This is a genomic window from Mycobacterium sp. IDUB_3 (genome assembly GCF_055419585.1).
Genome location: NZ_JBVAXZ010000001.1, coordinates 781254 through 802927 on the forward strand (window position 1 = coordinate 781254; position 21674 = coordinate 802927).

A 21674-nucleotide genomic window follows, 5' to 3' on the forward strand; every position below is an offset into this window, starting at 1 on the left:
TCGTCTCGGCCGGGTTCGACGTCGCGCTCATCGCCCTGGGCTTCGGGCTCGACACGGACGTCGCCGGGCTGGTCGTCGCGATCCGACTCGGCCTCATCGCTGATGGGGTCGGTGTCAGGCCGCTGCGACAGGTCCTCGTCGGCCGCATCGGTTCGGTCCGCGGGCTCGTCGTCGCCCCGCCGGTCCCTAGCCATGGATGACAGCGCCCCGATGCACCGTGCGCCGGCACCGCGGTAGGGCGTCGTCGCGACCCAATCGGGGCAGCGCCGGCACGCGCGACCGCGGGTCCGTCGACCAGCGCTGGACGGTGTCGGCCGGGGCGTGCAGCTCGAGATCCCTGGCGTCCCAGACGACGTAGGAGGCCGGCGCTCCCGGCACCAGCGTGCCCGTCTTGCCGTCGCGGACACCGGCGGCCCGCCAGCCGCCGCGGGTGGCGGCAGCAAACGCGGCCCGCGCCGAGACCCCGCTGCCGGGGGTGTGGTGGTTGACCGCCGCCCGCACGCTCACCCACGGGTCGAAGCCCGTGACCGGAGCGTCGGAACCGAGCGCGAGGGGCACGCCTTGGGATGCTAACAGCGCAAAGGGGTTAAGCCGACTGCCTCGCTGGGCACCGAGCCGTCGCGCGTACATGCCGTCGGCGCCGCCCCAGAGCGCATCGAAATTCGGCTGCACGCTGGCGATGACGCCCCACTGACCCAGTTTGGCGGCCTGATCGGCGCTGATCATCTCGACGTGCTCGAGACGGTGCCCGCAGCGGGCGACGGCGACCAGCCCGAGGTCGGCGACGACGCGCTCGAATGCATCCACCACCGTGGTGACCGCGGCGTCCCCGATGACGTGGAATCCGGCGGTGACCTCGGCCTGGGTACACGCTCGCAGGTGCGCCTCGACGGCATCGGAATCCAGGTAGCAGGTTCCAGTGCGCTCCGAGGCGTCCGTGTAGGGCTCGTGCAGCCACGCGGTGCGCGACCCCAGGGCTCCGTCGACGAACAGGTCACCGGCCAGCCCGTGAGCTCCGGTCGCCGCAATCAGCTCGCGCGCCCGGGCGGGGCTGCTCACCGCTTCACCCCAATAGCCGATCACCTCGACGCCATGATCGAGGACCCGCAACTGCAGCCAGTCGTCGATCCCGCCGATCTCGGGTCCGGCGCATTCGTGCACCGCGACGATGCCGGCCGCCGCGGCCGCCCGCAGCGCTGCCGCGCGGGCTTCGGCGAGCTGTTCGGCAGTCAGTAGGCCCCGGGCGATGGCCCGCACCAGATGGTGGGCGTCGCCGACCAGCGGCCCCTCGGCGCTGAAGCCCGCCGCCGCCGGGAGCTCGGTGACCAGCCGTCGCAGGCCCGTCGACGCCAGCGCGGAGTGCACGTCCACCCGGGCCAGGTAGGCCGGCCGGTCGCCGATGACGGCGTCCAGGTCGGCGATGCTGGGCGGTGAGTTCTCGGGCCACGTGCTTTCGTCCCAGCCGTGGCCCCACACCGGCCGGCCGGGGTGCGCGGCGGCGTACTCGGCGACCAACTGCAGGCACTGGGCGCGCGAGGCCGCCGGGCGCAGATCCAGCCCGCTGAGCGTCAGCCCGGTGGCGGTGAGATGGATGTGGCTGTCCACGAACCCCGGCGCCACGAAGCCGCCGCGGAGATCGTCGAGTTCGGCGCCGGGAAACATGCGGCGGCCGACCTCGTCGCTGCCCAGCCACGCCACGACGCCGTCGCGGACGGCCATGGCGGTCGCGTCGGGTTGGGCCGGGCTGTGCACCCGGCCGTTGACCAGCAGGGTCACCGGTGCGGGGCTATCGGTCACGAACGGTCACAGGCCAAAACTACGTGCACCTGTTCGGATGCCGAGCAACGGTCGGAGGGCAGCCCCGCGCCGCGTCAGCGTCCGTCGAATCGTTGTGGCCGCGCCGGCGCCTCCACGTCGCGGACATCGATGACCTCGCCGTCGATGTAATCGCCGCGGCCATGCCCGGTATCCGAGCCGGCATCCGAGTAGTAGCCGCTCGGATACGACGCGGGGTGAGGCTCCGCGCGGAAGGCGCTCACGTAACTGAGTCCCGGCATCTGGCGCTGCAGCTTGCGCACCGCCATGGCCGTCAATCCGGGGCCGACGGCCGACCGCACCGGCGGGATCAGCAGCAACAAGCCCAGCGCCGTGCTGACCAGGCCGGGAACGAGGACGAGGAGCGCGGCCAGGCTGACCAGCGCACCATCGCCCGCGGCGCGTTGGTCGGTCAGGCCCGAGCGCAGTTGCCCGATGCGGCGGCGCAGGTGCGACCCGGCCACCGGGGCCACGATGCCCCAGCCGAGCAAGAAGGTCCCCACCAGCGCCAGCAGGGTCCAGCCCCACCCGATCGTCGACACCAGCGCGAAGATCACCGCGAGTTCGACGACGGCGTAGATCAGCAACAGCCGCGACACCATGCCAGACCAACGTGTGCGGACCACGGACAAGTTCCCGTGGTGCTCGCCAGTGTGGTTGCAGTTAGATGACGCTATGACGACGATTCAGATCGATACCCCGGACGGACCGATCGATGCGTTACTGAGCACGCCTTCGGGGCAGGGGCCGTGGCCGGGTGTGGTGGTGATCCACGACGCGATCGGCTACGGCCGGGACAAGCAATCGATCAACGACCGCATCGCCGCGGCGGGCTATCTGGCGCTCACCCCGAACCTGTATTCCCGCGGCGGCCGCATCCGCTGCATCTCCCGCGTCATGAAGGAGCTGCAGACCCAGCGCGGCCGCGCCCTCGATGACATCCTGGCCGCGCGCGACCACCTGAAGGCCATGCCGGAATGTTCCGGCCGGGTCGGCATCGCGGGTTTCTGCATGGGCGGCCAGTTCGCTCTTGTCATGTCGCCCAAGGGTTTCGGTGCGTCCGCTCCGTTCTATGGCACTCCCCTGCCCCGCAACCTGGACAAGACGCTGGACGGCGCGTGCCCGGTCGTGGCCAGCTTCGGCGGCCGTGACCCGCTGGGCCGCGGTGCGCCCGAGAAGCTGAACAAGACCGTCGCCGCCAAGAACATCACCGCCGATGTGAAGACCTATCCGGGCGTCGGGCACAGCTTCGCCAACGAGTTACCCGCCCAACCCCTGCTTCGCATCACGGGATTCGGCTACGACCACGAGGCCACCGAGGACGCGTGGCGGCGGGTGTTCGCGTTCTTCGGCGAGCATCTGGGCACGGGCGCCGCGACGTAGCCGCTCAGCGGGCCGCGTTCAGCTTCTGCGCCAACACCGTTGCGAACGTGTGGGTATCGCCGGGCCAGCGGGCCGACACATAGCCGCCGTCATCGACGACGAATGCGGGCCGCGAGTCGGTCGCCGTATCGCGTGCCATGCCCGAGGTTTTCCGCCGCCACTGCGGTGATCCGCGGGCGACGTCACGGAAGTCGGTCGGATCTGCAAGCGCGCGTGTGACTTCCGACTGCACCGACATGTACCCGCCGGGCTGGCCCGGCTCCTCGGTATAGGTCCGGTAATAGTCGCGATCCCAGTACCGGGTCAATCGGGTGAGGCGCCAGGCCGACCGCTCCATCGCCCACGTCAACGCGGTCGTCTTGCGTCCGTACAGGACCGAACGGCCGGTGTTGGGATCGACACTGCGCGCGGCGAGCAGCACCCCGTGACAGATGGCGGCCACCACCAGCCCGCGGGCGAAGGCTTCCACGACCAGCCGGTGCAGGATGTCGCTGTCGATGTAGCTGCACATCCCTCGCGCGCGGTGACCACCCGGCAACAGCAGCGCGTCAACGCCGTCCAGGGTTGCCCCCGCCCAGCTGCCCGGATTCTGAAACTCATTGGAATGCAGCATGTCCCGATAGGATTTGCGTCCGTCCTTGTTGGCGCGCAGCGTCAACCCGATCAGCGGAATGGCGCCCAACAGTGGCAGCGCGGACCAGATATCCAGTCCACGGCCCGTCACCATGATGTCGTCGGCCACCCCGGGAGTGCCGGTTTCGGTCGCGAACACCACCCGATGGCCGCTTCCGGTCAACACCTTCCAGCTGACCGCGACCTCGGTCGGGTCGAAGTCGCGGTCCGGGATCGGGATGAGGACGGTGGCCACGGAGCCCTGGTGTTCAGGCCACTTTGAGCTCGAGGCCGACGTTGTTGGCCATGCCGCCGCGCAGCTTGCTGAAGAAGTTGAACACCTTGCCTACGATGCCGTAACGCTTGCCGATCGCGTCGTAGACGGCGGCCGTCTGCGACTTGTCCAGGATGGCCGCGGTCCCCTCGACGGCGTCGCTGGTGGGGCGGCCGTTCATGGTGCAGGTGGCCAGCGTGACCCGCGGGGTGTTGCGGATTCGCTTGACCTTCCAGGACTTTTCCTGGGTGATGACCAGGAGTCGATCCCCGCGCTGCTTGTCCAGGGCGGCCCAGATCGGCGTCGGCTTTGGCTTGCCGTCCTTGGTGAACGTGGTCAGCAGGATGTACTGCGTCTTGGCAAGGTCGGCGAAGGTCGGCGTCACCAGAACAACGTACCGCCGCGAGGCCGGGCGTTGACATTCTCAGCGCGCGGCTGCCATAGTCGTGACAGCTTAAATGAAAACGCAATTTTCAATTAAGAACGCAGACCACCGACCGAGGCGGCAATCATGGGCGATCCGAACAAGCCGCCGGCGTGGTTGCCGTTCACGATCGCCGAGGCGGCCTTGGAATCGTCGGGCGAGGCGAGCAGTCCGGATCTGTTTGCGGCGTGGTCACAACTGTTGAGCCGGCTCAACGAAGCCGCGCGGACCGTCGAATCCGAGCCGGCAAGCCGCAACCGGACCGACGTCGCCGCCGGAATCCGGCACCTGCTGGTACTGCTCACCGCGGGAATCGACGAGGCGCTGCGGTTCGATCCGGATCCGGCACTGCGCGTCCAACGCACCAGCACCGATGACATCGTGACCTGGGGAATGGAATGCCCGGACTGCCTCTACACCCGCGCCGCGCTGCGCGGCGGGGAGAGTTATCGGCTGTTCGGTAACCGCGGCACCGCCCGCTACGTCGGGCTCCAGACGATGAACGGCATCACCGCCACCGCCAACGAGTTGGTCGACGAGCTCGAAACGGATCCCGACGGGAACTTCGAGGTGGTGCTGTCAGCCTCGAAACAGCCCGGGCTAGAAGGTAATTGGATGCGCATCGACGGTGAACATCCCACGTTGACGGTGCGGCACTTCTTCTACGACTGGGACACCGAGGTGGCGTCGTCGCTGCGCATCGAGCGACTCGGTGGCCCGATCCGGGCGACAGCCCGTCCGGTCGACCCGTACTCGGCGGTGACAAGGCAACTGACCGCCCTCGGCGTCTTCGTCGTGGACAACCTGGCGTTCTTTTTGCAGTTCGGGTCCGCCGCACCCCCCAACGGCTTCCTGCCCCCGATAGATCGCACCGACATGGGGGCCGCCGCGGAGAACCGGCCGGTGATCGGCCGGTGGGAACTGCTCCCGGGCGAGGCCCTCATCGTCGAAGTGGAGCCCCCACATGGCATCTATTGGAGCTTCTCGATCGGCAACCCGTGGTGGGAGACGATCCATTACGGGCGCCACCAGTCCAGCCTGAACGCCCATCAGGCCGCAATGGATTCCGATGGATTGGTCCGCGTGGTGCTGTGCGATCGTGACCCCGGGATCGCCAACTGGCTCGACACCGCCGGCCATAGCAACGGCCCGATAATCCTGCGCTGTGTGCGGACCGAAACGGCACCCACACCGACGACGCGAGTGGTGCCGTTCGACGATATCCACGCAGAGTTGCCGTCGGACACTTTACAAGTCACCCCCGAAGAGCGCGCATCAGTCCTCGCGGCGCGGCGCCGCGCGGTGCACGAAAGGTTCGGACGGTGACCTTCGATGCTGACGAGTTGGAGGACGGCGCTCGAACCGCAACCGGTCTCGATGATTTCGGATCGCCCTACTACCGCGAGGGACTCGAACGGATCGTCGACGCGCTGAACAGCGAGGCGGACCTCAACGACATCGGACGGGTCATCCAGCACGCCACCATCAGCAACGCCCTGATCCAACGCCTCAAGATCGAGGACGCCTACCGGCAGCATCCCGAGATCGACGACCAGGCGGTAAGCGGCCCCGTCTTCGTCATCGGCTTGCCCCGCACCGGAACCACCGCGCTGAGCCAGCTGGTGGCCGCCGATCCGCAATTCCGATCGCTGCGGATGTGGGAATCGCAGGCTCCTACCCCGCCGCCGGAGAGCGCCACGGAACACAGCGACCCGCGGATCGCGCAGGCCGAGGCCGGCCTGAAGATGCTCGACGACATGTTCCCGCTGATGAAAACCCTGTACAACTCCGAGGCCACAGCGCCGACCGAATGCCAGGACCTGATGGGAATGAGCTTCCGCACCTTCCACTTTGACGGCGCCGTGCGCGCACCCGGGTATCTCGCGTGGTTGATGAGCTGCGACATGCGCGAGACCTACGTCTTTCATCGGCGAGTGCTCCGCCTGTTGCAATGGCACTGTCCGCCGGTGCTCTGGCACCTCAAGACACCCGTGCACATGTTCGCCCTCGACGCGCTCGTCGAGGCATATCCCGAAGCCAAATTCCTGTGGAGTCATCGTGATCCGGCCAAAGTCATGGGTTCGGTCTGCAGCCTGATCCGGTATGTGCGCAGCTGGAGCAGTGATCGCGAGGACGCCGCCGAACTCGGCGCCGAGCAAGTCGACAGCTGGGTCGAAGGTGTCCGGCGGGCGATGGATTTCCGCAGCCGGATGGGCGACGACCGATTCGCCGACGTCTCGTTCGCGGACCTTCAGACGGATCCGGTTGGCACCCTGCAAACCAGCTACGACGCCCTGGGCTTGACGTTCACCGATGCCACCCTCGCCTCGGTCAAGCGTTGGGCCACGGACCACCGGCCGGGCTCCCGCGGCGCGCATGACTATGACCTGGCCGACTACGGCCTGACACCCGAAGGCGTTCGCGAGCGGTTTGCGGACTATCTCGCCGCCTACGACGCGACCGCCTGAATCCGTGAGCACTCCCCGCACCCGGCGACGCGAAAAACTCGGCCCCGACGCAGCGGTGCGCCGCGAGATCCTGGCCGCCGCTTCAACCGTTCTGCGGGAGCAGGGAATTGGGAAGCTCAGCATCGGCGCGGTGCTCGACCGGGCCGCGCTGGGCACCCGGGCGTTCTATCGGCACTTCGAATCCAAGGACGGTCTGCTGGCCGCGCTGTTTCTCGACATGGCGCGCGCGGAGGAACGGCGGCTGAGACGCCGGATGGCACCTGCCGCCACGGAGGTCGACGCGGTCTCGGCGTGGATCGATGGACGACTCGACTTGGCGTTCGATGACAGCATCAAATCCGACTTGCGTCGTCTGTCGATGGAAGCTCAGTCGCAGTCCTCCGCACTTGTTCAGCCCGCGTACGCGGAGATGCTCAAGCCGCTGATCGAGGCGCTGCAGCGCGGTCTGCGCAGCGGCGTGTTCCACCACGTCGACCCGACGACGGACGCCCAGTTCATTCACGGGGTGGTCTGGGCGGGCATCAACCAACACTGGGCGACAGGCGATTTCGACCGCGGCGTCCTCCGCGAACGAATGCTGCAGTTCTGCCTGCGTGGGCTGGGCGTGCGGGTCGCAGAACCGATCAAGGGAGACTAGCGATGGACCTGGGCTTTGCGGGATCGACAGCCGTGGTCACCGGCGGCAGTAAGGGCATGGGTCTGGCCATCGCCGAAACCCTTGCGGCCGAAGGAGCCAGCGTGGCGGTGATGGCCAGAGGCCACCAGGCGCTCGACGCTGCCGTCTCGTCGCTGCGGCGCGCGGGCGCTCCCGATGCCGTGGGCATAAGCGTGGATATGACCGACGCCGAGTCCATCTCCGCCGGCTTCGCCGCCGTCGCGCAACGTTGGGGGCAACTCAACAGCCTGGTCCACACGATCGGACCCGGCGACGGCTATTTCGAGCAGATGGACGACGCACAGTGGGACGAGGCGTTCACCCTCGGCACGATGTCGGCCGTCCGATCGATCCGCGCCGCCTTGCCGCTGCTCCGCTCCGCGGACTGGGCCCGCGTCGTGACGTTGTCCGCGCATTCGATTCAGCGCCAGAACCCCCGGATCATCGCCTACACGGCATCGAAATCGGCCTTGGCGAGTGTCACCAAGAATTTGTCGAAAAGCCTTGCCACGGACGGCATTCTGGTCAACTGCGTGTGCCCGGGAACCATCGTCACCGCGAGCTTCACCGAAGCGCTCAAGGACATCCTCGCCGCCGATGGCCTCGACGCCACCAACCCGGTCGACGTCATGACCTGGATCGACAACAACTTTCACCAGCCCTGTGACCTCGGCCGCGCCGGGCTGCCCGAAGAGGTCGCCTCCCTGACCGCCTATCTGGCGTCGCGACGCAACGGCTATGTCACCGGCGCGACGGTCAACGTGGATGGCGGGTCTGACTTTATCTAGGGGCCCGTCAGCCCTCCAGATCGCCCTCGGTTTCCAGCAGCGCCTGCCGCAGCCCGTCCAGGGTTTCCGGTTGCGGCGCCTCCCACATGCCGCGCCCGGCGGCCTCCAGCAGCCGTTCGGCCATGCCGTGCAGGGCCCAGGGATTGGATTCCGACATGAACTTGCGGTTCTCCGGGTCCAGCACGTAGCGCTCGGTGAGCTGTTCGTACATCCAGTCGGCCATCACCCCGGCCGTCGCGTCGTAGCCGAACAGGTAGTCCACCGTCGCCGCCATCTCGAACGCGCCCTTGTATCCGTGCCGGCGCATCGCCGACATCCAGCGCGGATTGACGACGCGCGCCCGGAATACGCGGGTGGTCTCCTCCGACAGGGTGCGGGTGCGGATCGCGTCGGGGCGGGTGTTGTCGCCGATGTACGCGGCGGGCGCCTGCCCGGTCAACGCGCGCACCGTGGCCACCATGCCGCCGTGGTACTGGAAATAGTCGTCGGAGTCGGCGATGTCGTGTTCGCGGGTGTCGGTGTTCTTCGCGGCCACCGCGATGCGCCGGTACTGCCGGTTCATATCGTCGACGGCCTCGCGACCATCGAGGTCGCGGCCGTAGGCGAAGCCGCCCCACGCCGTGTACACGGCGGCCAGGTCGGCGTCGTCACGCCAGTTGCGGCTGTCGATCAGCTGCAGCAATCCCGCGCCGTAGGTGCCCGGCTTGGATCCGAAAATCCTTGTGGTGGATCGGCGCTGATCGCCGTGCTGAGCCAGGTCGGCCTGGGCGTGCGCCCGCACGTAATTGTCCTCGGCGGGTTCGTCGAGCTCGGCGACCAGCCGCACCGCGTCGTCGAGCATCGTCACGACGTGCGGGAAGGCATCCCGGAAGAAACCGGAGATGCGTACCGTCACGTCGATGCGCGGGCGACTCAGCTCGGCCAGCGGAATCGCCGCCAGGTCGACGACGCGCCGCGACGCGTCATCCCACACCGGGCGAACACCGAGTAGGGCAAGGACTTCGGCGATGTCGTCGCCGGCGGTGCGCATGGCCGAGGTGCCCCACACCGACAGCCCGACCGATTGCGGCCACTGCCCGTGGTCTTCGCGGTAGCGGGTGAGCAACGAATCCGCCAGCGCCACACCGGCTTCCCAGGCCAGCCGAGACGGTACCGCCTTGGGGTCGACGGAATAGAAGTTGCGGCCGGTGGGCAGCACGTTGACCAGGCCGCGCAGCGGGGATCCGGACGGGCCGGCCGGGATGAACCGGCCGTCCAGGGCGCGCAGCACCTGCTCGATTTCGGCGGCGGTCCCGGCGAGCCTCGGCACCACTTCGGTGGCCGCGAATCGCAGCACCGCGGCGACCTCGGCGTTCTCGGCGATCCGTTCGGCCGCATCGGCATCCCAGCCGGTCGCCTGCAAGGCACCGACGAGCTGGCGGGCCACGGCCTCGGTGCGATCGACCGCGGTCCGCTCGTCGGTACCGTCCTCGGCCAAACCGAGGGCCTGTCGCAATCCGGGCAGGGTGTGCTCGCCGCCGAACAGTTGGCGGGCGCGCAGGATCGCCAGCACCAGATCCAGTTCGGCTTCCCCCGTTGGCTTTTGCCCCAGGATGTGCAGGCCGTCGCGGATCTGGACATCCTTGATCTCGCACAGCCAGCCGTCGACGTGCAGCAGCATGTCGTCGAACGAGTCTTCCTCGGGACGTTCGGTCAGGCCCAGATCGTGATCCATCTTCGCGGCCCGCATCAGCGTCCAGATCTGCTGGCGGATGGCGGGCAGCTTGCCGGGATCCAGCGCCGCGACGTTGGCGTGCTCGTCGAGCAGCTGCTCCAAACGCGCGATGTCACCGTAGGATTCGGCGCGCGCCATCGGCGGGATCAGATGGTCGACCAGAACGGCGTGCGCGCGTCGTTTGGCCTGGGTGCCCTCGCCGGGGTCGTTGACCAGGAACGGGTAGATCATCGGCAGGTCGCCCAAGGCGGCGTCGGGGCCACAGGCCGCCGACATGCCCAGCGTCTTGCCGGGCAGCCATTCCAGGTTGCCGTGCTTGCCCAGATGCACCACCGCGTGCGACCCGAAGCCGACGTCCAGCCAGTGATAAGCGGCCAGGTAGTGGTGGCTGGGCGGCAGGTCCGGGTCGTGGTAGATGGCGACCGGGTTTTCCCCGAAGCCGCGGGGCGGCTGCACCATCAACACCAGGTTGTCCGATTGCATTGCGGCGATCACGATTTCGCCGTCGGGATCGTTGCTGCGGTCCACAAAAAAGTTTCCCGGTGCGGGGCCCCAGTGCTTGGTGACGGCGTCGGTGAATGCGGTGGGCAGCGTCGCGAACCATTCGCGGTAATCCTTGGCGGACACCCGGATCGGATTGCCGGCCAGCTGGCCTTCGGTGAGCCAGTCGGGGTCCTGTCCGCCCCGCTCGATCAGCGCGTGGATCAGAGCGTCGCCGTCGTTGGCCTGCACACCCGGCAGCTCGCCCACCCGGTAGCCGTGCTCGCGCATCGCCTGCAGCAGTGCGATGGCGCTTGCCGGCGTGTCCAACCCGACCGCGTTGCCGATGCGGGCGTGCTTGGTCGGATACGCCGAGAACACCAGGGCCACCCGCTTGTCCGCCGGGGCGACATGGCGCAGCTGCGCGTGGCGCAGCGCCAGGCCCGCGACCCGAGCGCAGCGTTCCTCGTCGGCGACATAGGAGATCAGGCCGTCGTCGTCAATCTCCTTGAAGGAGAACGGCACCGTGATGATGCGGCCGTCGAACTCGGGCACCGCCACCTGACTGGCCACGTCGAGCGGGCTCAGGCCGTCGTCGTTCGCGCGCCATTGGGCGCGCGGGCTGGTCAGGCACAGTCCCTGCAGGATCGGGATATCAAGGGCGGCAAGGTGTTCGACGTTCCAACTGTCATCGGGACCACCGGCTGCAGCCTCCGCAGGTCTCAGTCCCCCGGCCGCCAAAACGGTGACCACCATGGCGTCGGCGTCGCCCAGCCGTTGCAGCAGTTCGGGCTCGGCGGTGCGCAGCGACGCACAGTAGACCGGCATCGCCCTCGCGCCGGTGTCTTCGATGGCCTGGCACAGCGCCTCGACATAGCCGGTGTTGCCGGCCAGGTGCTGCGCGCGGTAGTACAGCACGGCGATCGTCGGGCCGTCGGCATCAACGGCGTTCGGCCGCGGCAGTTCCCCCCACGTCGGGGTCACGACCGGCGGGGTGAATCCAAACCCGGTCATCAACACGGTGTCCGAGAGGAAGGCGTGCAGCTGGCGCAGGTTGTCCACGCCGCCGTGGGCCAAGTAGATGTGCGTTTGCACCGCGATGCCGGCCGCCAGCGTGGACAGACCGGTCAACTCGGCGTCGGCGGCCTGCTCGCCGCTGACCAGCACCGTCGGCACCCCACTGGCGATCACCGTGTCGATGCCGCTTTGCCACGCCCGATAGCCGCCGAGGATCCGCACCACCACGATGGCGGCGCCGGTCAGCAGGTCGGGCAGTCCCCCGCAAGCGGGAGGTGCCCCCACGTCCTCCGACAGCCGCGACGGGTTGGCCCACCGATAGTTCTTCCCGCTGGAACGGGCGCTGATCAGGTCCGTATCGGATGTCGACAGCAGCAGGATGGTCGGCTCAGCCACCCGTCATTCGTACCGCAACGAGGCGCGCCGGCGCCTACTGGGACCGGTCAACCGCCCAGCATCGCCGCGATCCGGTCGGCCACCTGTTGCGCCATGATTCGAGCCGGGCCGTCCTTCGCCGGTTCGTAGCGGTCCGCGAGCACGTCGTAGTCGGCGCCGGCGATCGACCCGTGATCGGCCGCCAGTTCCACCACCTCCACCGGCCAGCCGACACGTTCGAGGCAGGCGGCGAAATCCCTGCTGGTGCTCACCGGCACCACGTCATCGTCGAGACCGTGCAGCAACGAGAACGGCGAACCGACAATAGCGGCGCTCAGCCCGTCGGTCAGCGGCGCACCGGAGATCGGATCGGGAACCATGAAGGCTCCGGCGAGGCACACGGTGTGCGCCGGAGCGAAGCCGAATTGCGCAGCGTGCAGCGACACGCCCGCCGCGGCGGCACCGCCCATCGACCACCCGACGAGCAGGATGCGCCCGGCATCGGTGGCGAGGTTGCAGGTGAACTCCAGCGACCGCAGTAGATCTGCGCGTCCGCCGTCATCGGCCTGGGAGTTCCAGTCCGGTGCCACCACCACCGCGGCGCGCCCGGCCAGCATGCCGGCCAATGGGCCGACGGCGGCCCGGGCGTCGGTCTGCGCGCCATGCCACAGCAAGATCGTGGATGGCGCCGGCTCGCCGAAGACATCGGCCCACCGGCCCGGGGCATACTCCACCGTCCTCACGGGCACGAGGATGCCCGCACTGACGCGTGTTCAATCCTCGATCAGGCAACGCCCTTGTTGCGCAGGATCGGCAGCACGCCCTCGGCGAACCAGTAGGCCTCTTCCAGATGCGGATAGCCCGACAGGATGAATTCGTCGAAGCCCAACGCGTGGTATTCGGCGATGAGGTTCGCGACCTCCTGGTGGCTGCCCACCAACGCGGTGCCGGCGCCGCCGCGCACCAGCCCCACCCCGGCCCACAGATTCGGGTAAATCTCCAGCTTGTCGAGACGGCCGCCGTGCAGCGCGGTCATGCGACGCTGCCCTTCGGACTCTGAACGTGCATGCTGCTCAGTGGCGTTCGCGATCTGCTCGGGGCTCAGTTCACTGACCAGTTCTTCGGCCACGGCCCATGCCGCCGCGGAGGTGTCGCGGCTGATGGTGTGCAACCGGATCCCGAATCGCACGTCGCGGCCACGCTCTTGGGCCAGTGCCCGAACCTTGGTGATCTTCTCCGCCGCGGCCTGCGGCGGCTCACCCCAGGTGAGGTACACGTCCACGTATTCGGCCGCGATCGCCAGTGCCGGCGCTGAGGATCCGCCGAAATAAATCTGCGGCAACGGATCCGGCGGCTCGGACACCCGTGCGTCTTCGACGTGGTAGTACTTGCCCTCGAAGTCGACGGATTCCCGACGCCACACGGAACTGACGATGTGCAGGAATTCGCCGGTGCGCGCGTAGCGCTCGTCGTGGCCGAGCCAGTCACCGAAGCGGCGCTGCTCGCGGTCGTCGCTACCGCTGACGACGTTGAGCAGCACCCGGCCGTCCGAGAACCGCTGCAGCGTCGCGGTCTGTTGCGCGGCCAGCGTCGGCGGCACCAGGCCCGGCCGGAACGCGACCAGGAACTTCAACCGTTCGGTCTCGGCCAGCAGCGCCGACGCCGTCAACCACGCGTCCTCACACCAGGTCCCGGTGGGAGTCAGCACGCCCTCGTAGCCGAGCCGGTCCGCGGCGCGCGCCACCTCGGCCAGATAGCGACGCGTCGGCTTGCGATGACTCGCCGGAACCACGTGGTGCGACGACGCATGCGACCCACCTACGATGGATCGGCTGTCGCCGGTGGTCGGCAGGAACCAGAAAAACTTTGCCGCCATAACTCCTCAATCAGCTGGCGAGGCCTTGTCGCAACGCCTCGTTGAATCGACGGTCGACCCAGTTGGCAAACCGGGGCGACGATGCGAGCTGGCCCGCGGCCGCGAACAAGTCGGCCAGCTTCTGTTCCGACGCGACCACGTCGTCACCGAGTTCGGTCGGTAGCCGCAGGCTGCGCGTCGCCGCGACCGCCGCCACTTGAGGATCCAATCCTACTGCGGCGGAATAGTCTTGGGCCCACTCTTGGGGATGAGCCCTGGCCCACTGCACGGCCTTCTCGAAACGCACCAGCAGGTCGGACAGCGCGGTGTTGCGTTTCGGGTCCTCCAGCGCCTGGTCGGATGCCACGCCCACCCAGTCGCCATTCGTGACGCCCTGCGCCTCGGCGATGCTGCGCACCGCGATCTGCTGCTCGGCCTGGGCGGTATACGGATCCCAGATGGCCCAGGCGTCGGCCTGGCGCTGGCTGAACGCCGACAGCGCGTCGGCGGGCTGCAGGAACACGAACTTCACCTCGGCGGGTTTGAGCCCGGCCTTGTCCAGCTGGGCCAGCAGGTTGGCGTGCGACGAGCTGCCCTTGGCGACGGCGATCGCCTTGCCACGCAGGTCGGAGACCGCCGTGATGGGCGAATCAGCATGCACCAGAACGCGATTGCCCGCGCCGCCGCCACCGTATGCGGAGACCGCCTTGATCTTCGCATTGCTGGCGGCCCCGAAGATCGGCGGCGTGTTACCGGTGATCGCGAAGTCGATCTTGCCCGCGGTGGCCGCCTCGACCTGTGGCGGGCCGGAAGTGAACGTCGAGAACGCGACGCGGTAGGGCAGGTTGTCCAGCTGTCCGGCGGCGCGCAGCAGCGCTTCGGTACCACCCTTCTGATCCCCCACTTGCAGGGTGAGACCGGACAGGTCCGACAGAGGCACCGCGGCCGGCGGCGGTTTGGGCCCCAAATTCGTTGTGCGCGAGACACATCCGGCCGACAGGAATACGAGCGTCGCGGCCAGCGCGACGAAACCGCGCGTCAAAGTCGCACGCCAAGACGATTCAGCAGCTCCGCGCGATGCCGCTCGGTGTGCGCACCGGGATCACCGGGTGCGCGGCGCGGCTCGTCGATGGTCAGCGCGTGCACGACGCGGCCTTCGTCGAGCACCAGCACACGATCGGCGAGCGCCACCGCTTCGTCGACATCATGGGTGATCAGCAATACCCCGAACCCGTGCCGGCGCCACAGATCCAGCAGCAGGGTGTGCATGGTCAGCCGGGTCAGCGCGTCCAGCGCACCGAACGGCTCGTCGAGCAACAACAGTTGCGGCTCGGCTGCCAGCGCGCGCGCCAGCGAAACACGTTGCGCCTGACCGCCGGACAGCGTCAGCGGCCATGCCCCGGCGTGGTCGGCCAGCCCCACATCGGCCAGCGCCCGGTCGGCGCGATCCCGGACCTGCGCCCGCGGGAGACGGCCGCGGATGAGGCCGTAACCGACGTTGGTCCGCACATCGCGCCACGGGAACAGGCGCGGCTCCTGAAATGCCAGCGCCGGCGCACCGGCCACCACGCGCTGCCCGCTGTGGTCATCCGACAGTCCGGCGAGCACCCGCAGCACCGTCGATTTGCCCGAGCCGCTGCGCCCGACCAGCGCGACGATCTCGCCGCGTTGCACCCGCACCGAAACGTCGTTGAGCACCTGCCGGTTTCCGTACCACTTGTCGACGTGGCGCAGCTCGCCGGCGATGTCCGTCCGCCCACGGGTGGCGGCGGCCGATTCCGCGATGAGTGTCAAGCCTGGACCTTTCAGTGTCGGTACCGCAGCGTGCGGCGTTCGATGAGCCGGACGAGCGCGTCGGTGACGATGCCCAACAGCGCGTAGATGGTCAGCCCGAAGATGATGATGTCGATTCGCAGAAAATCCCGGGCGTTGTTGATCAGGAAGCCAATTCCCCTGTCGGCGTTAATCTGTTCGGCGACGATCAAGGTCAGCCACGCGATGGCCAGCGATTGCCGGAAGCCGACGAGCACCTGTGGCGCCGTGCTGGGCACGATGATGCGGGTGAACCGCTGGAAAAACGAAAAGCCCAGCACCTGAGCGGTTTCCAGCATCTTGGGCTCGACCTGCCGGATCGCCGAAAAAGTGTTGAGGTAGAGCGGGAAGACCACCCCAAGGGCGACGAGCAGCACCTTGGGCAGCTCGCCGATTCCGAACCAGAGGATGAACAGCGGGATCAGTCCCAGGTGCGGCAGGGCCCGGATCATCTGCATCGGCGGGTCCACGGTCGATTCGACCCAGCGGGACAGGCCGACCGCCGCGCCCGCCACGATCCCGATGATCCCGCCCAGCAGCAGCCCCTCCACAACGCGGACGGTGGAGATGTGCAGCGCGGCGGCGAGCTGCCCGTTGCGGGTCAACTCGACTCCGGCCTCGAGGATCAGGGAGGGCGCGGGAAGCACGTCGGCGGGAATCAGGCCGAGCGCGCTGCCCAGCTGCCACAGCGCCAGCAGCGCCAGCGGCGACACGACGCGCACGACCTCCCATTTGCGGCGCGCCCATAGTCCGCTCTTCCCGCCGGCTGGGGCGCCACCCGGCTTGCTCGGCGCAGCGTCGAGCGCGGTGGCAATGCTCACTGTGCCGACGCTATGGCGCGGCCGGGGCCGGGGTAAGGGTTTACGTCTGGCTGAAGGCAATCCCGGTCGTCGTCTCCAACGGGGGCCGTACCGTGGACGGGTGGCCAGGACGCGCGACACCGACGCATGCCCGGGTGCGCTGCAGGTGCACCAGGCGGCCGACGGCGCATTGGCCCGGATCCGGCTACCCGGCGGCATGATCACGGCCGCCCAGCTGGCCGCGTTGGCCGCCGTCAGTGACCGGTCGGGTTCGGGAACGCTCGAGCTGACCGCCCGGGGCAACGTGCAATTGCGCGGGCTGACCGACGTGACTGCGGTTGGCGAGGCGATCGCGGCCGCGGGCCTGTTGCCGTCGACCACGCACGAGCGGGTCCGCAACATCGTCGCCTCACCGCTGTCGGGGCGCTCGGGAGGACACCTCGACGTCCGGCGCTGGGTCGGCGAGCTCGATGCCGGGCTCTGCGCCGAGCCCAGGCTCGCCGAGCTGGGCGGCCGGTTCTGGTTCAGCCTGGACGACGGGCGCGGCGACGTCTCGGGGTTGCGCGCCGACGTCGGGGTGCATGCGTTCTCCGACGGCTGTGCGCTGTTGCTTGCCGGACGCGACACCGGCGTCCGGCTGGCCGCCGACGAGGTGGTCGAGACGCTGATCACTCTCGCGATGCGATTCGTCGACATCCGCGGAACGGCTTGGCGCGTCCAGGAATTGGACGACATGCGGCGGCTGCTACCCGGCATCGAACAGCGTCCCGCATCATTTCCGGCCGTCACCAAGGCTCCGGTGGGCTGGATCAACCAGGACGACGGACGGGTGACGCTGGGGGCCGCGGTGCCGCTGGGTGTGCTGCAGGCACGTGTCGCGGAGTACCTGGCCGCGATCGAGGCGCCGCTGGTGATCACGCCGTGGCGCTCGGTGCTGGTGTGCGATCTCAGTGAAGAGGTGGCCGACACCGCGCTGCGGGTGCTGGCGCCTCTGGGCCTGGTGTTCGACGAGAACTCCCCGTGGCTGACCGTCAGCGCCTGCACCGGCAGCCCCGGCTGCGCCCGCTCGGCCGCCGACGTGCGGGCCGACGCCGCGCGATCGCTGGATGCCGACGCGCCGGCGCACCGGCACTTCGTCGGCTGCGACCGGGCGTGCGGCAGTCCCCTGGCCGGTGAGGTGCTGCTGGCTACACCGGACGGATACCGGCGGCTGTAGCCGGGCGCGGCGGTTCGCGGCGTGGACGAGCCTTAAAGTGGGCGGGTGCTCGACTACATCCGCGACGCGGCGGAGATCTATCGCCAGTCGTTCGCGACGATCCGCGCCGAAGCCGACCTGGCGCGATTCCCCGCCGACGTGGCACAGGTGGTCGTCCGGTTGATCCACACCTGCGGCCAGGTCGACGTCGCCGAGCACGTCGCGTTCACCGACGACGTCGTGACGCGCGGGCGCGCCGCACTGCGCACGGGTGCTCCGGTGCTGTGCGATTCGTCCATGGTGGCCGCCGGAATAACCAGTGCACGCCTGCCCGCCGGCAACCAGGTGGTGTCGCTGGTGGCCGACCCGCGCACCCCCCAGCTGGCCGCACGCCGGGGCGTTACCCGCTCGGCGGCGGGGGTGGAGCTGGTGGCCGACGAGCTGGCCGGCGCCGTGCTGGCCATTGGCAACGCTCCCACCGCGTTGTTCCGGCTGCTTGAACTGATCGACGAGGGCGCGCCGGCACCGGCCGCGGTGCTGGGCGGTCCGGTGGGATTCGTCGGGTCGGCGCAGTCCAAGCAGGAGCTCATCGACCGACCACGCGGAATGTCGTATCTGGTGGTGCAGGGCCGCCGCGGCGGCAGCGCGATGGCCGCCGCGGCCGTCAACGCGATCGCGAGCGACCGCGAATGACCGCACAGGGCACCGCGCGAAGCGCCCAAAGGGGAACGCTGTGGGGCGTCGGGTTGGGGCCCGGTGACCCGGAATTGGTGACCGTCAAAGCCGCCCGGGTGATCGGCGAGGCCGACGTGGTGGCCTATCACAGCGCCCGGCATGGCCGCAGCATCGCCCGCGGCATCGCCGAACCCTATCTGCGGCCCGGTCAGATCGAAGAGCACCTGGTCTACCCCGTCACCACTGAGGTGACCGACCATCCCGGCGGCTATGCCGGGGCGATCGAGGACTTCTACGTCGAGGCGACCGAGCGCATCGCGGCGCACCTCGACGCCGGTCGCGATGTCGCCCTGCTGGCCGAGGGTGATCCGCTGTTCTACAGCTCCTACATGCACCTGCACACCCGGCTCACGGAGCGGTTCGATGCGGTTATCGTGCCCGGCGTGACGTCGGTGAGCGCCGCCTCGGCGGCGATCGCGACACCGTTGGTGGCCGGCGACGAGGTGCTGTCGGTGCTGCCGGGCACCTTGCCGGTCGAAGAGCTGACCCGTCGGCTCGCCGACGCCGACGCCGCCGTCGTGCTCAAGCTTGGACGCTCATATCATGCTGTGCGGGAAGCTTTTTCGGCTTCAGGTCAGCTCGACGACGCGTTCTACGTGGAGCGGGCCAGCACCGCCGCGCAACGCATACTGCCCGCCGCCGACGTCGATGAGGCCGGCGTTCCGTACTTCTCGCTGGCCATCCTGCCGGGTGGGCAGCGTGGCCGGCGCCAGCCCGCGGCCGGCAGCGTCACGGTGGTGGGACTGGGTCCCGGTGACATGGACTGGATGACGCCGCAGACCCGGCGCGAGCTGGCCGCCGCGACCGACCTGATCGGTTACGGCGGCTACCTGGACCGCGTGCCGGCTCGCGACGGCCAGCAGCGTCACCCCAGCGACAACCGCGATGAGCCCGAGCGGGCCCGGCTGGCGTGCGCGCTGGCCGAGCAGGGCCGCGCTGTGGCGGTGGTCTCGTCGGGTGACCCGGGTGTGTTCGCGATGGCGACCGCGGTGCTGGAAGAGGCCAAAGAATGGCCGGGGGTGCAGGTCCGGGTGCTTCCGGCGATGACCGCTGCCCAGGCGGTGGCCAGCCGGGTCGGCGCCCCGTTGGGGCACGACTATGCGGTGATCTCGCTGTCTGACCGCCTCAAGCCGTGGGAGGTGATCTCCGCGCGGCTGCAGGCCGCCGCGGCAGCCGACTTGGTGCTGGCGATCTACAACCCGGCCTCCAAGACGCGAACCTGGCAGGTCGGCGCGATGCGCGACATCTTGCTGGCCCACCGCGAACCCGGCACCCCGGTGGTGATCGGCCGCAACGTCTCCGGCCCCGACGAAGACGTCCGCGTCGTCGGGCTGGCCGATCTCAATCCCGGCGAAATCGACATGCGCTGCCTGCTGATCGTCGGGTCGTCGCAAACCCAGTGGTACTCACACGATTCCACCGACCGGGTCTTCACACCGCGGCGCTACCAGGCCTAGTCGCGATCCCAGGTGCTCGGCATCATCGGCAGGGTGGGGCCGTCGCTCAACCCGTCACGGGTCAGCGTCACCAACCCGGCGGCTTGCGCGGCATCGGATTTGGCTGCGGCACCGGCGAATCCGAGCGGTCCGGCACTGTCCTCGGAAGGGCTTGCGGCGTAAGCGTCTTCGGCGTCGCCGGTTGGACTCGAATCTTCGTCCAGGTCCATGAACTCGTAGCGGTACGCGCGCTCGGTCGCGGTGCCGCCGCGGCGCCGGCGAGCGCGGGCCTTCTTCTTGGCCGCGGCGGCCGCGGCCGCGGCGGCGGGTGCGTCGACGTCGTCGGACGCCGGTTCCTCCGACTTGCGACGTGACCGGCTGCTCGCGCTGCCGCGCGCCGACAGACCCGAAAGCCCGACCGCATAGAGGGCGTTGGACACGTTCGCTCCGATGCCGTCGGTCGCCGTTGGACCGAAGCCGACACCGGGTCCCCCACCGACCGGTCCGCCGCCGGCCGAGCCGGCGACCGTCGTCGCGGGGGCGGTGGTCGGTGTCGGCGCGTGGCTCACGCTGACGGGCGCGCTGGCGATCGTCGGCGCCGGGGCGACCACCGGTGCGGGCGCTGCGGCGACGGCCGGCAACGGCGCCGGCGTCGAGAGCGGGACCGCGACGCTGATCGCGGTGACCGCGGCCGCCGCCCCACCCGCCGCTGCCGCGCCGATGGCAGCGACGACGACCGGTGCGAGCACCACCGCCATCTGGATCGCGAGCTGGATGAACGGCCAGAAGATCATCAGGGTGTGGAAGATGGCCCAGCCCAGCGCGCTCGACAGGGCCGGCGACAGTCCCAGCTGCCCGAAGAACGAGGCGAGACTGTTGACCCACGGCACCGGCGGAAACGGCCACCCACCGGGGTTGAGGTCTTTGGACACCGGCCATGCGAAGTTCTGGGTGTACTGCTGCAGCCACTGGGTGAGCTGGTCCTGCCACGACGGATAGGTCTGCGTCGTTGCCTGCTGCTGGGCACTCGAGGTATCCGCATTGTTGAGGTTCGAACCGGAAGCCGCCGCCGGGGCCGCCGCGGCCGCCTGTACCGCCGCGACGCCGGCGGTGGCCGCCTCAGCACCCGGCACGACGATCGTCGGCGCCGGTGTCGTCGCCGGGACTGCCGCCAGGGCGGATGCACTGACGGCCTGGTAGGTGGTCATCGTCGTGGCGGCCTGTACCCACATGCGCGCGTAGTCGGCCTCGTTGACGGCGATGGGAATGGTGTTGATCCCGAAGAAGTTCGTGGCGACCAGCGTCCCGTGCACCGCGTGATTGGCCGCGAGTTCGCCAAGCGTCGGCATCGCGGTCAGGGCCGCGGTGTAGGCGGTGGCCGCTGTCTCGTGCAGGCTCGCCGCCGCCGTGCTCTTGGCCGCGCTCTCCAGCAGCCAGGCCTGGTAAGGGGCGTGCGCGGCCGCGTACTGATCCGCGCTGGGTCCTTCCCACGAACCCGCCTGCACGGCGCCCAACACTGCGCTGAGCTCGGCTGCCGCGGTCGCGTACTCGGTGCTCAGCGACGACCATGCCGATGCGGCGGCCAGCAGCGGCGCGGGTCCGGGCCCGCTGCTGAGCAACGTCGAGTGCACTTCGGGGGGAAACGCGATCCAGATCGGGGCGGTCATCGTCGGGGGCCTTCAGGCAAGAGCACGAATACCTCTTCGGTGAACTTGTGGATGGGCTGGGCGATGCGTTCGATCAGAGGTCGGTTGTCGGCGCGAATAAGTTCCCCGCGATTTTGTTGCGGCGCCAAATTCCGCGAGTCTTTGCGTGCGGCCGGGCCATGCGCAACGA

General features: G+C 69.0%; 19 protein-coding genes. 8 read left to right on the forward strand and 11 right to left on the reverse strand.

Annotated elements, in window-relative coordinates; all coding sequences use genetic code 11:
* Nucleotides 1-186: 186 nt before the first annotated feature.
* Together ACZYVJ_RS03390 and ACZYVJ_RS03395 are read right to left on the reverse strand one after the other, a co-directional pair.
* On the reverse strand, nucleotides 187-1776 hold the full coding sequence (locus ACZYVJ_RS03390) for an amidohydrolase (RefSeq protein ID WP_463832814.1): 1590 nt from the start codon (nucleotides 1774-1776) through the stop codon (nucleotides 187-189).
* Between the two features lie 95 nt (nucleotides 1777-1871).
* Nucleotides 1872-2417, reverse strand: coding sequence for an FxsA family protein (locus ACZYVJ_RS03395; RefSeq protein ID WP_463832815.1), 546 nt, complete (start codon nucleotides 2415-2417; stop codon nucleotides 1872-1874).
* 73 nt (nucleotides 2418-2490) lie between these two features.
* Here ACZYVJ_RS03395 and ACZYVJ_RS03400 point away from each other — a divergent pair, with 73 nt between their 5' ends.
* A complete protein-coding gene (locus ACZYVJ_RS03400; RefSeq protein WP_463829731.1) occupies nucleotides 2491-3198 on the forward strand; it encodes a dienelactone hydrolase family protein in 708 nt (235 codons plus the stop codon).
* Nucleotides 3199-3202: 4 nt separating this feature from the next.
* Here ACZYVJ_RS03400 and ACZYVJ_RS03405 read toward each other — a convergent pair whose 3' ends face one another.
* Together ACZYVJ_RS03405 and ACZYVJ_RS03410 are read right to left on the reverse strand one after the other, a co-directional pair.
* Nucleotides 3203-4066, reverse strand: coding sequence for a type 1 glutamine amidotransferase domain-containing protein (locus ACZYVJ_RS03405; RefSeq protein ID WP_463829732.1), 864 nt, complete (start codon nucleotides 4064-4066; stop codon nucleotides 3203-3205).
* A gap of 13 nt (nucleotides 4067-4079) precedes the next feature.
* Nucleotides 4080-4469 (reverse strand): PPOX class F420-dependent oxidoreductase, encoded by a 390-nt coding sequence (locus ACZYVJ_RS03410; protein ID WP_463829733.1) that lies wholly within the window; start codon nucleotides 4467-4469, stop codon nucleotides 4080-4082.
* A gap of 126 nt (nucleotides 4470-4595) precedes the next feature.
* On the opposite strand from ACZYVJ_RS03410, the gene ACZYVJ_RS03415 reads away from it, so the two are divergent.
* From ACZYVJ_RS03415 to ACZYVJ_RS03430, 4 genes are read left to right on the forward strand one after another with little or no spacing between them, the layout of a single operon-like run.
* Nucleotides 4596-5834 (forward strand): DUF1214 domain-containing protein, encoded by a 1239-nt coding sequence (locus tag ACZYVJ_RS03415; RefSeq protein WP_463829734.1) that lies wholly within the window; start codon nucleotides 4596-4598, stop codon nucleotides 5832-5834.
* Nucleotides 5831-6976, forward strand: coding sequence for a sulfotransferase family protein (locus tag ACZYVJ_RS03420; RefSeq protein ID WP_463829735.1), 1146 nt, complete (start codon nucleotides 5831-5833; stop codon nucleotides 6974-6976). Before ACZYVJ_RS03415 ends, ACZYVJ_RS03420 begins: the two co-directional genes overlap by 4 nt.
* 4 nt (nucleotides 6977-6980) lie before the next feature.
* A complete protein-coding gene (locus ACZYVJ_RS03425; protein ID WP_463829736.1) occupies nucleotides 6981-7613 on the forward strand; it encodes a TetR/AcrR family transcriptional regulator in 633 nt (210 codons plus the stop codon).
* Nucleotides 7614-7615: 2 nt separating this feature from the next.
* Nucleotides 7616-8419: an SDR family NAD(P)-dependent oxidoreductase gene (locus tag ACZYVJ_RS03430; protein ID WP_463829737.1), complete on the forward strand. Its 804-nt coding sequence runs from the start codon at nucleotides 7616-7618 to the stop codon at nucleotides 8417-8419.
* A gap of 7 nt (nucleotides 8420-8426) precedes the next feature.
* Here ACZYVJ_RS03430 and cobN read toward each other — a convergent pair whose 3' ends face one another.
* Genes cobN through ACZYVJ_RS03460 form a run of 6 tightly spaced genes read right to left on the reverse strand, consistent with a single transcriptional unit; the run spans nucleotide 8427 to nucleotide 16493 of the window.
* Nucleotides 8427-12026 (reverse strand): cobaltochelatase subunit CobN, encoded by a 3600-nt coding sequence (cobN, locus tag ACZYVJ_RS03435; RefSeq protein ID WP_463829738.1) that lies wholly within the window; start codon nucleotides 12024-12026, stop codon nucleotides 8427-8429.
* A gap of 47 nt (nucleotides 12027-12073) precedes the next feature.
* Nucleotides 12074-12748, reverse strand: a complete 675-nt coding sequence (locus ACZYVJ_RS03440) for an alpha/beta hydrolase (RefSeq protein WP_463829739.1) — start codon at nucleotides 12746-12748, stop codon at nucleotides 12074-12076.
* A 41-nt stretch (nucleotides 12749-12789) separates the two neighbouring features.
* Nucleotides 12790-13881 carry an LLM class flavin-dependent oxidoreductase gene (locus ACZYVJ_RS03445; RefSeq protein ID WP_463829740.1) on the reverse strand — a complete coding sequence of 364 codons (1092 nt, stop codon included), beginning with the start codon at nucleotides 13879-13881 and terminating at the stop codon, nucleotides 12790-12792.
* A gap of 10 nt (nucleotides 13882-13891) precedes the next feature.
* A complete protein-coding gene (locus ACZYVJ_RS03450; RefSeq protein WP_463829741.1) occupies nucleotides 13892-14902 on the reverse strand; it encodes an ABC transporter substrate-binding protein in 1011 nt (336 codons plus the stop codon).
* Nucleotides 14899-15654, reverse strand: a complete 756-nt coding sequence (locus tag ACZYVJ_RS03455; protein WP_463829742.1) for an ABC transporter ATP-binding protein — start codon at nucleotides 15652-15654, stop codon at nucleotides 14899-14901. The genes ACZYVJ_RS03450 and ACZYVJ_RS03455 overlap by 4 nt, the downstream gene beginning before the upstream one ends.
* 11 nt (nucleotides 15655-15665) lie before the next feature.
* Nucleotides 15666-16493, reverse strand: coding sequence for an ABC transporter permease (locus ACZYVJ_RS03460; protein WP_463829743.1), 828 nt, complete (start codon nucleotides 16491-16493; stop codon nucleotides 15666-15668).
* 100 nt (nucleotides 16494-16593) lie between these two features.
* Between ACZYVJ_RS03460 and cobG the strand changes: the two genes are divergently transcribed.
* From cobG to ACZYVJ_RS03475, 3 genes are read left to right on the forward strand one after another with little or no spacing between them, the layout of a single operon-like run.
* Nucleotides 16594-17688 carry a precorrin-3B synthase gene (gene cobG / locus ACZYVJ_RS03465; RefSeq protein ID WP_463829744.1) on the forward strand — a complete coding sequence of 365 codons (1095 nt, stop codon included), beginning with the start codon at nucleotides 16594-16596 and terminating at the stop codon, nucleotides 17686-17688.
* 45 nt (nucleotides 17689-17733) lie between these two features.
* On the forward strand, nucleotides 17734-18360 hold the full coding sequence (locus ACZYVJ_RS03470) for a precorrin-8X methylmutase (RefSeq protein WP_463829745.1): 627 nt from the start codon (nucleotides 17734-17736) through the stop codon (nucleotides 18358-18360).
* Nucleotides 18357-19859, forward strand: a complete 1503-nt coding sequence (locus tag ACZYVJ_RS03475) for a precorrin-2 C(20)-methyltransferase (protein WP_463829746.1) — start codon at nucleotides 18357-18359, stop codon at nucleotides 19857-19859. The genes ACZYVJ_RS03470 and ACZYVJ_RS03475 overlap by 4 nt, the downstream gene beginning before the upstream one ends.
* On the opposite strand, the gene ACZYVJ_RS03480 is transcribed toward ACZYVJ_RS03475, so the two are convergent.
* On the reverse strand, nucleotides 19856-21505 hold the full coding sequence (locus tag ACZYVJ_RS03480) for a PPE domain-containing protein (RefSeq protein ID WP_463829747.1): 1650 nt from the start codon (nucleotides 21503-21505) through the stop codon (nucleotides 19856-19858). The genes ACZYVJ_RS03475 and ACZYVJ_RS03480 overlap by 4 nt on opposite strands.
* Nucleotides 21506-21674: the final 169 nt, after the last annotated feature.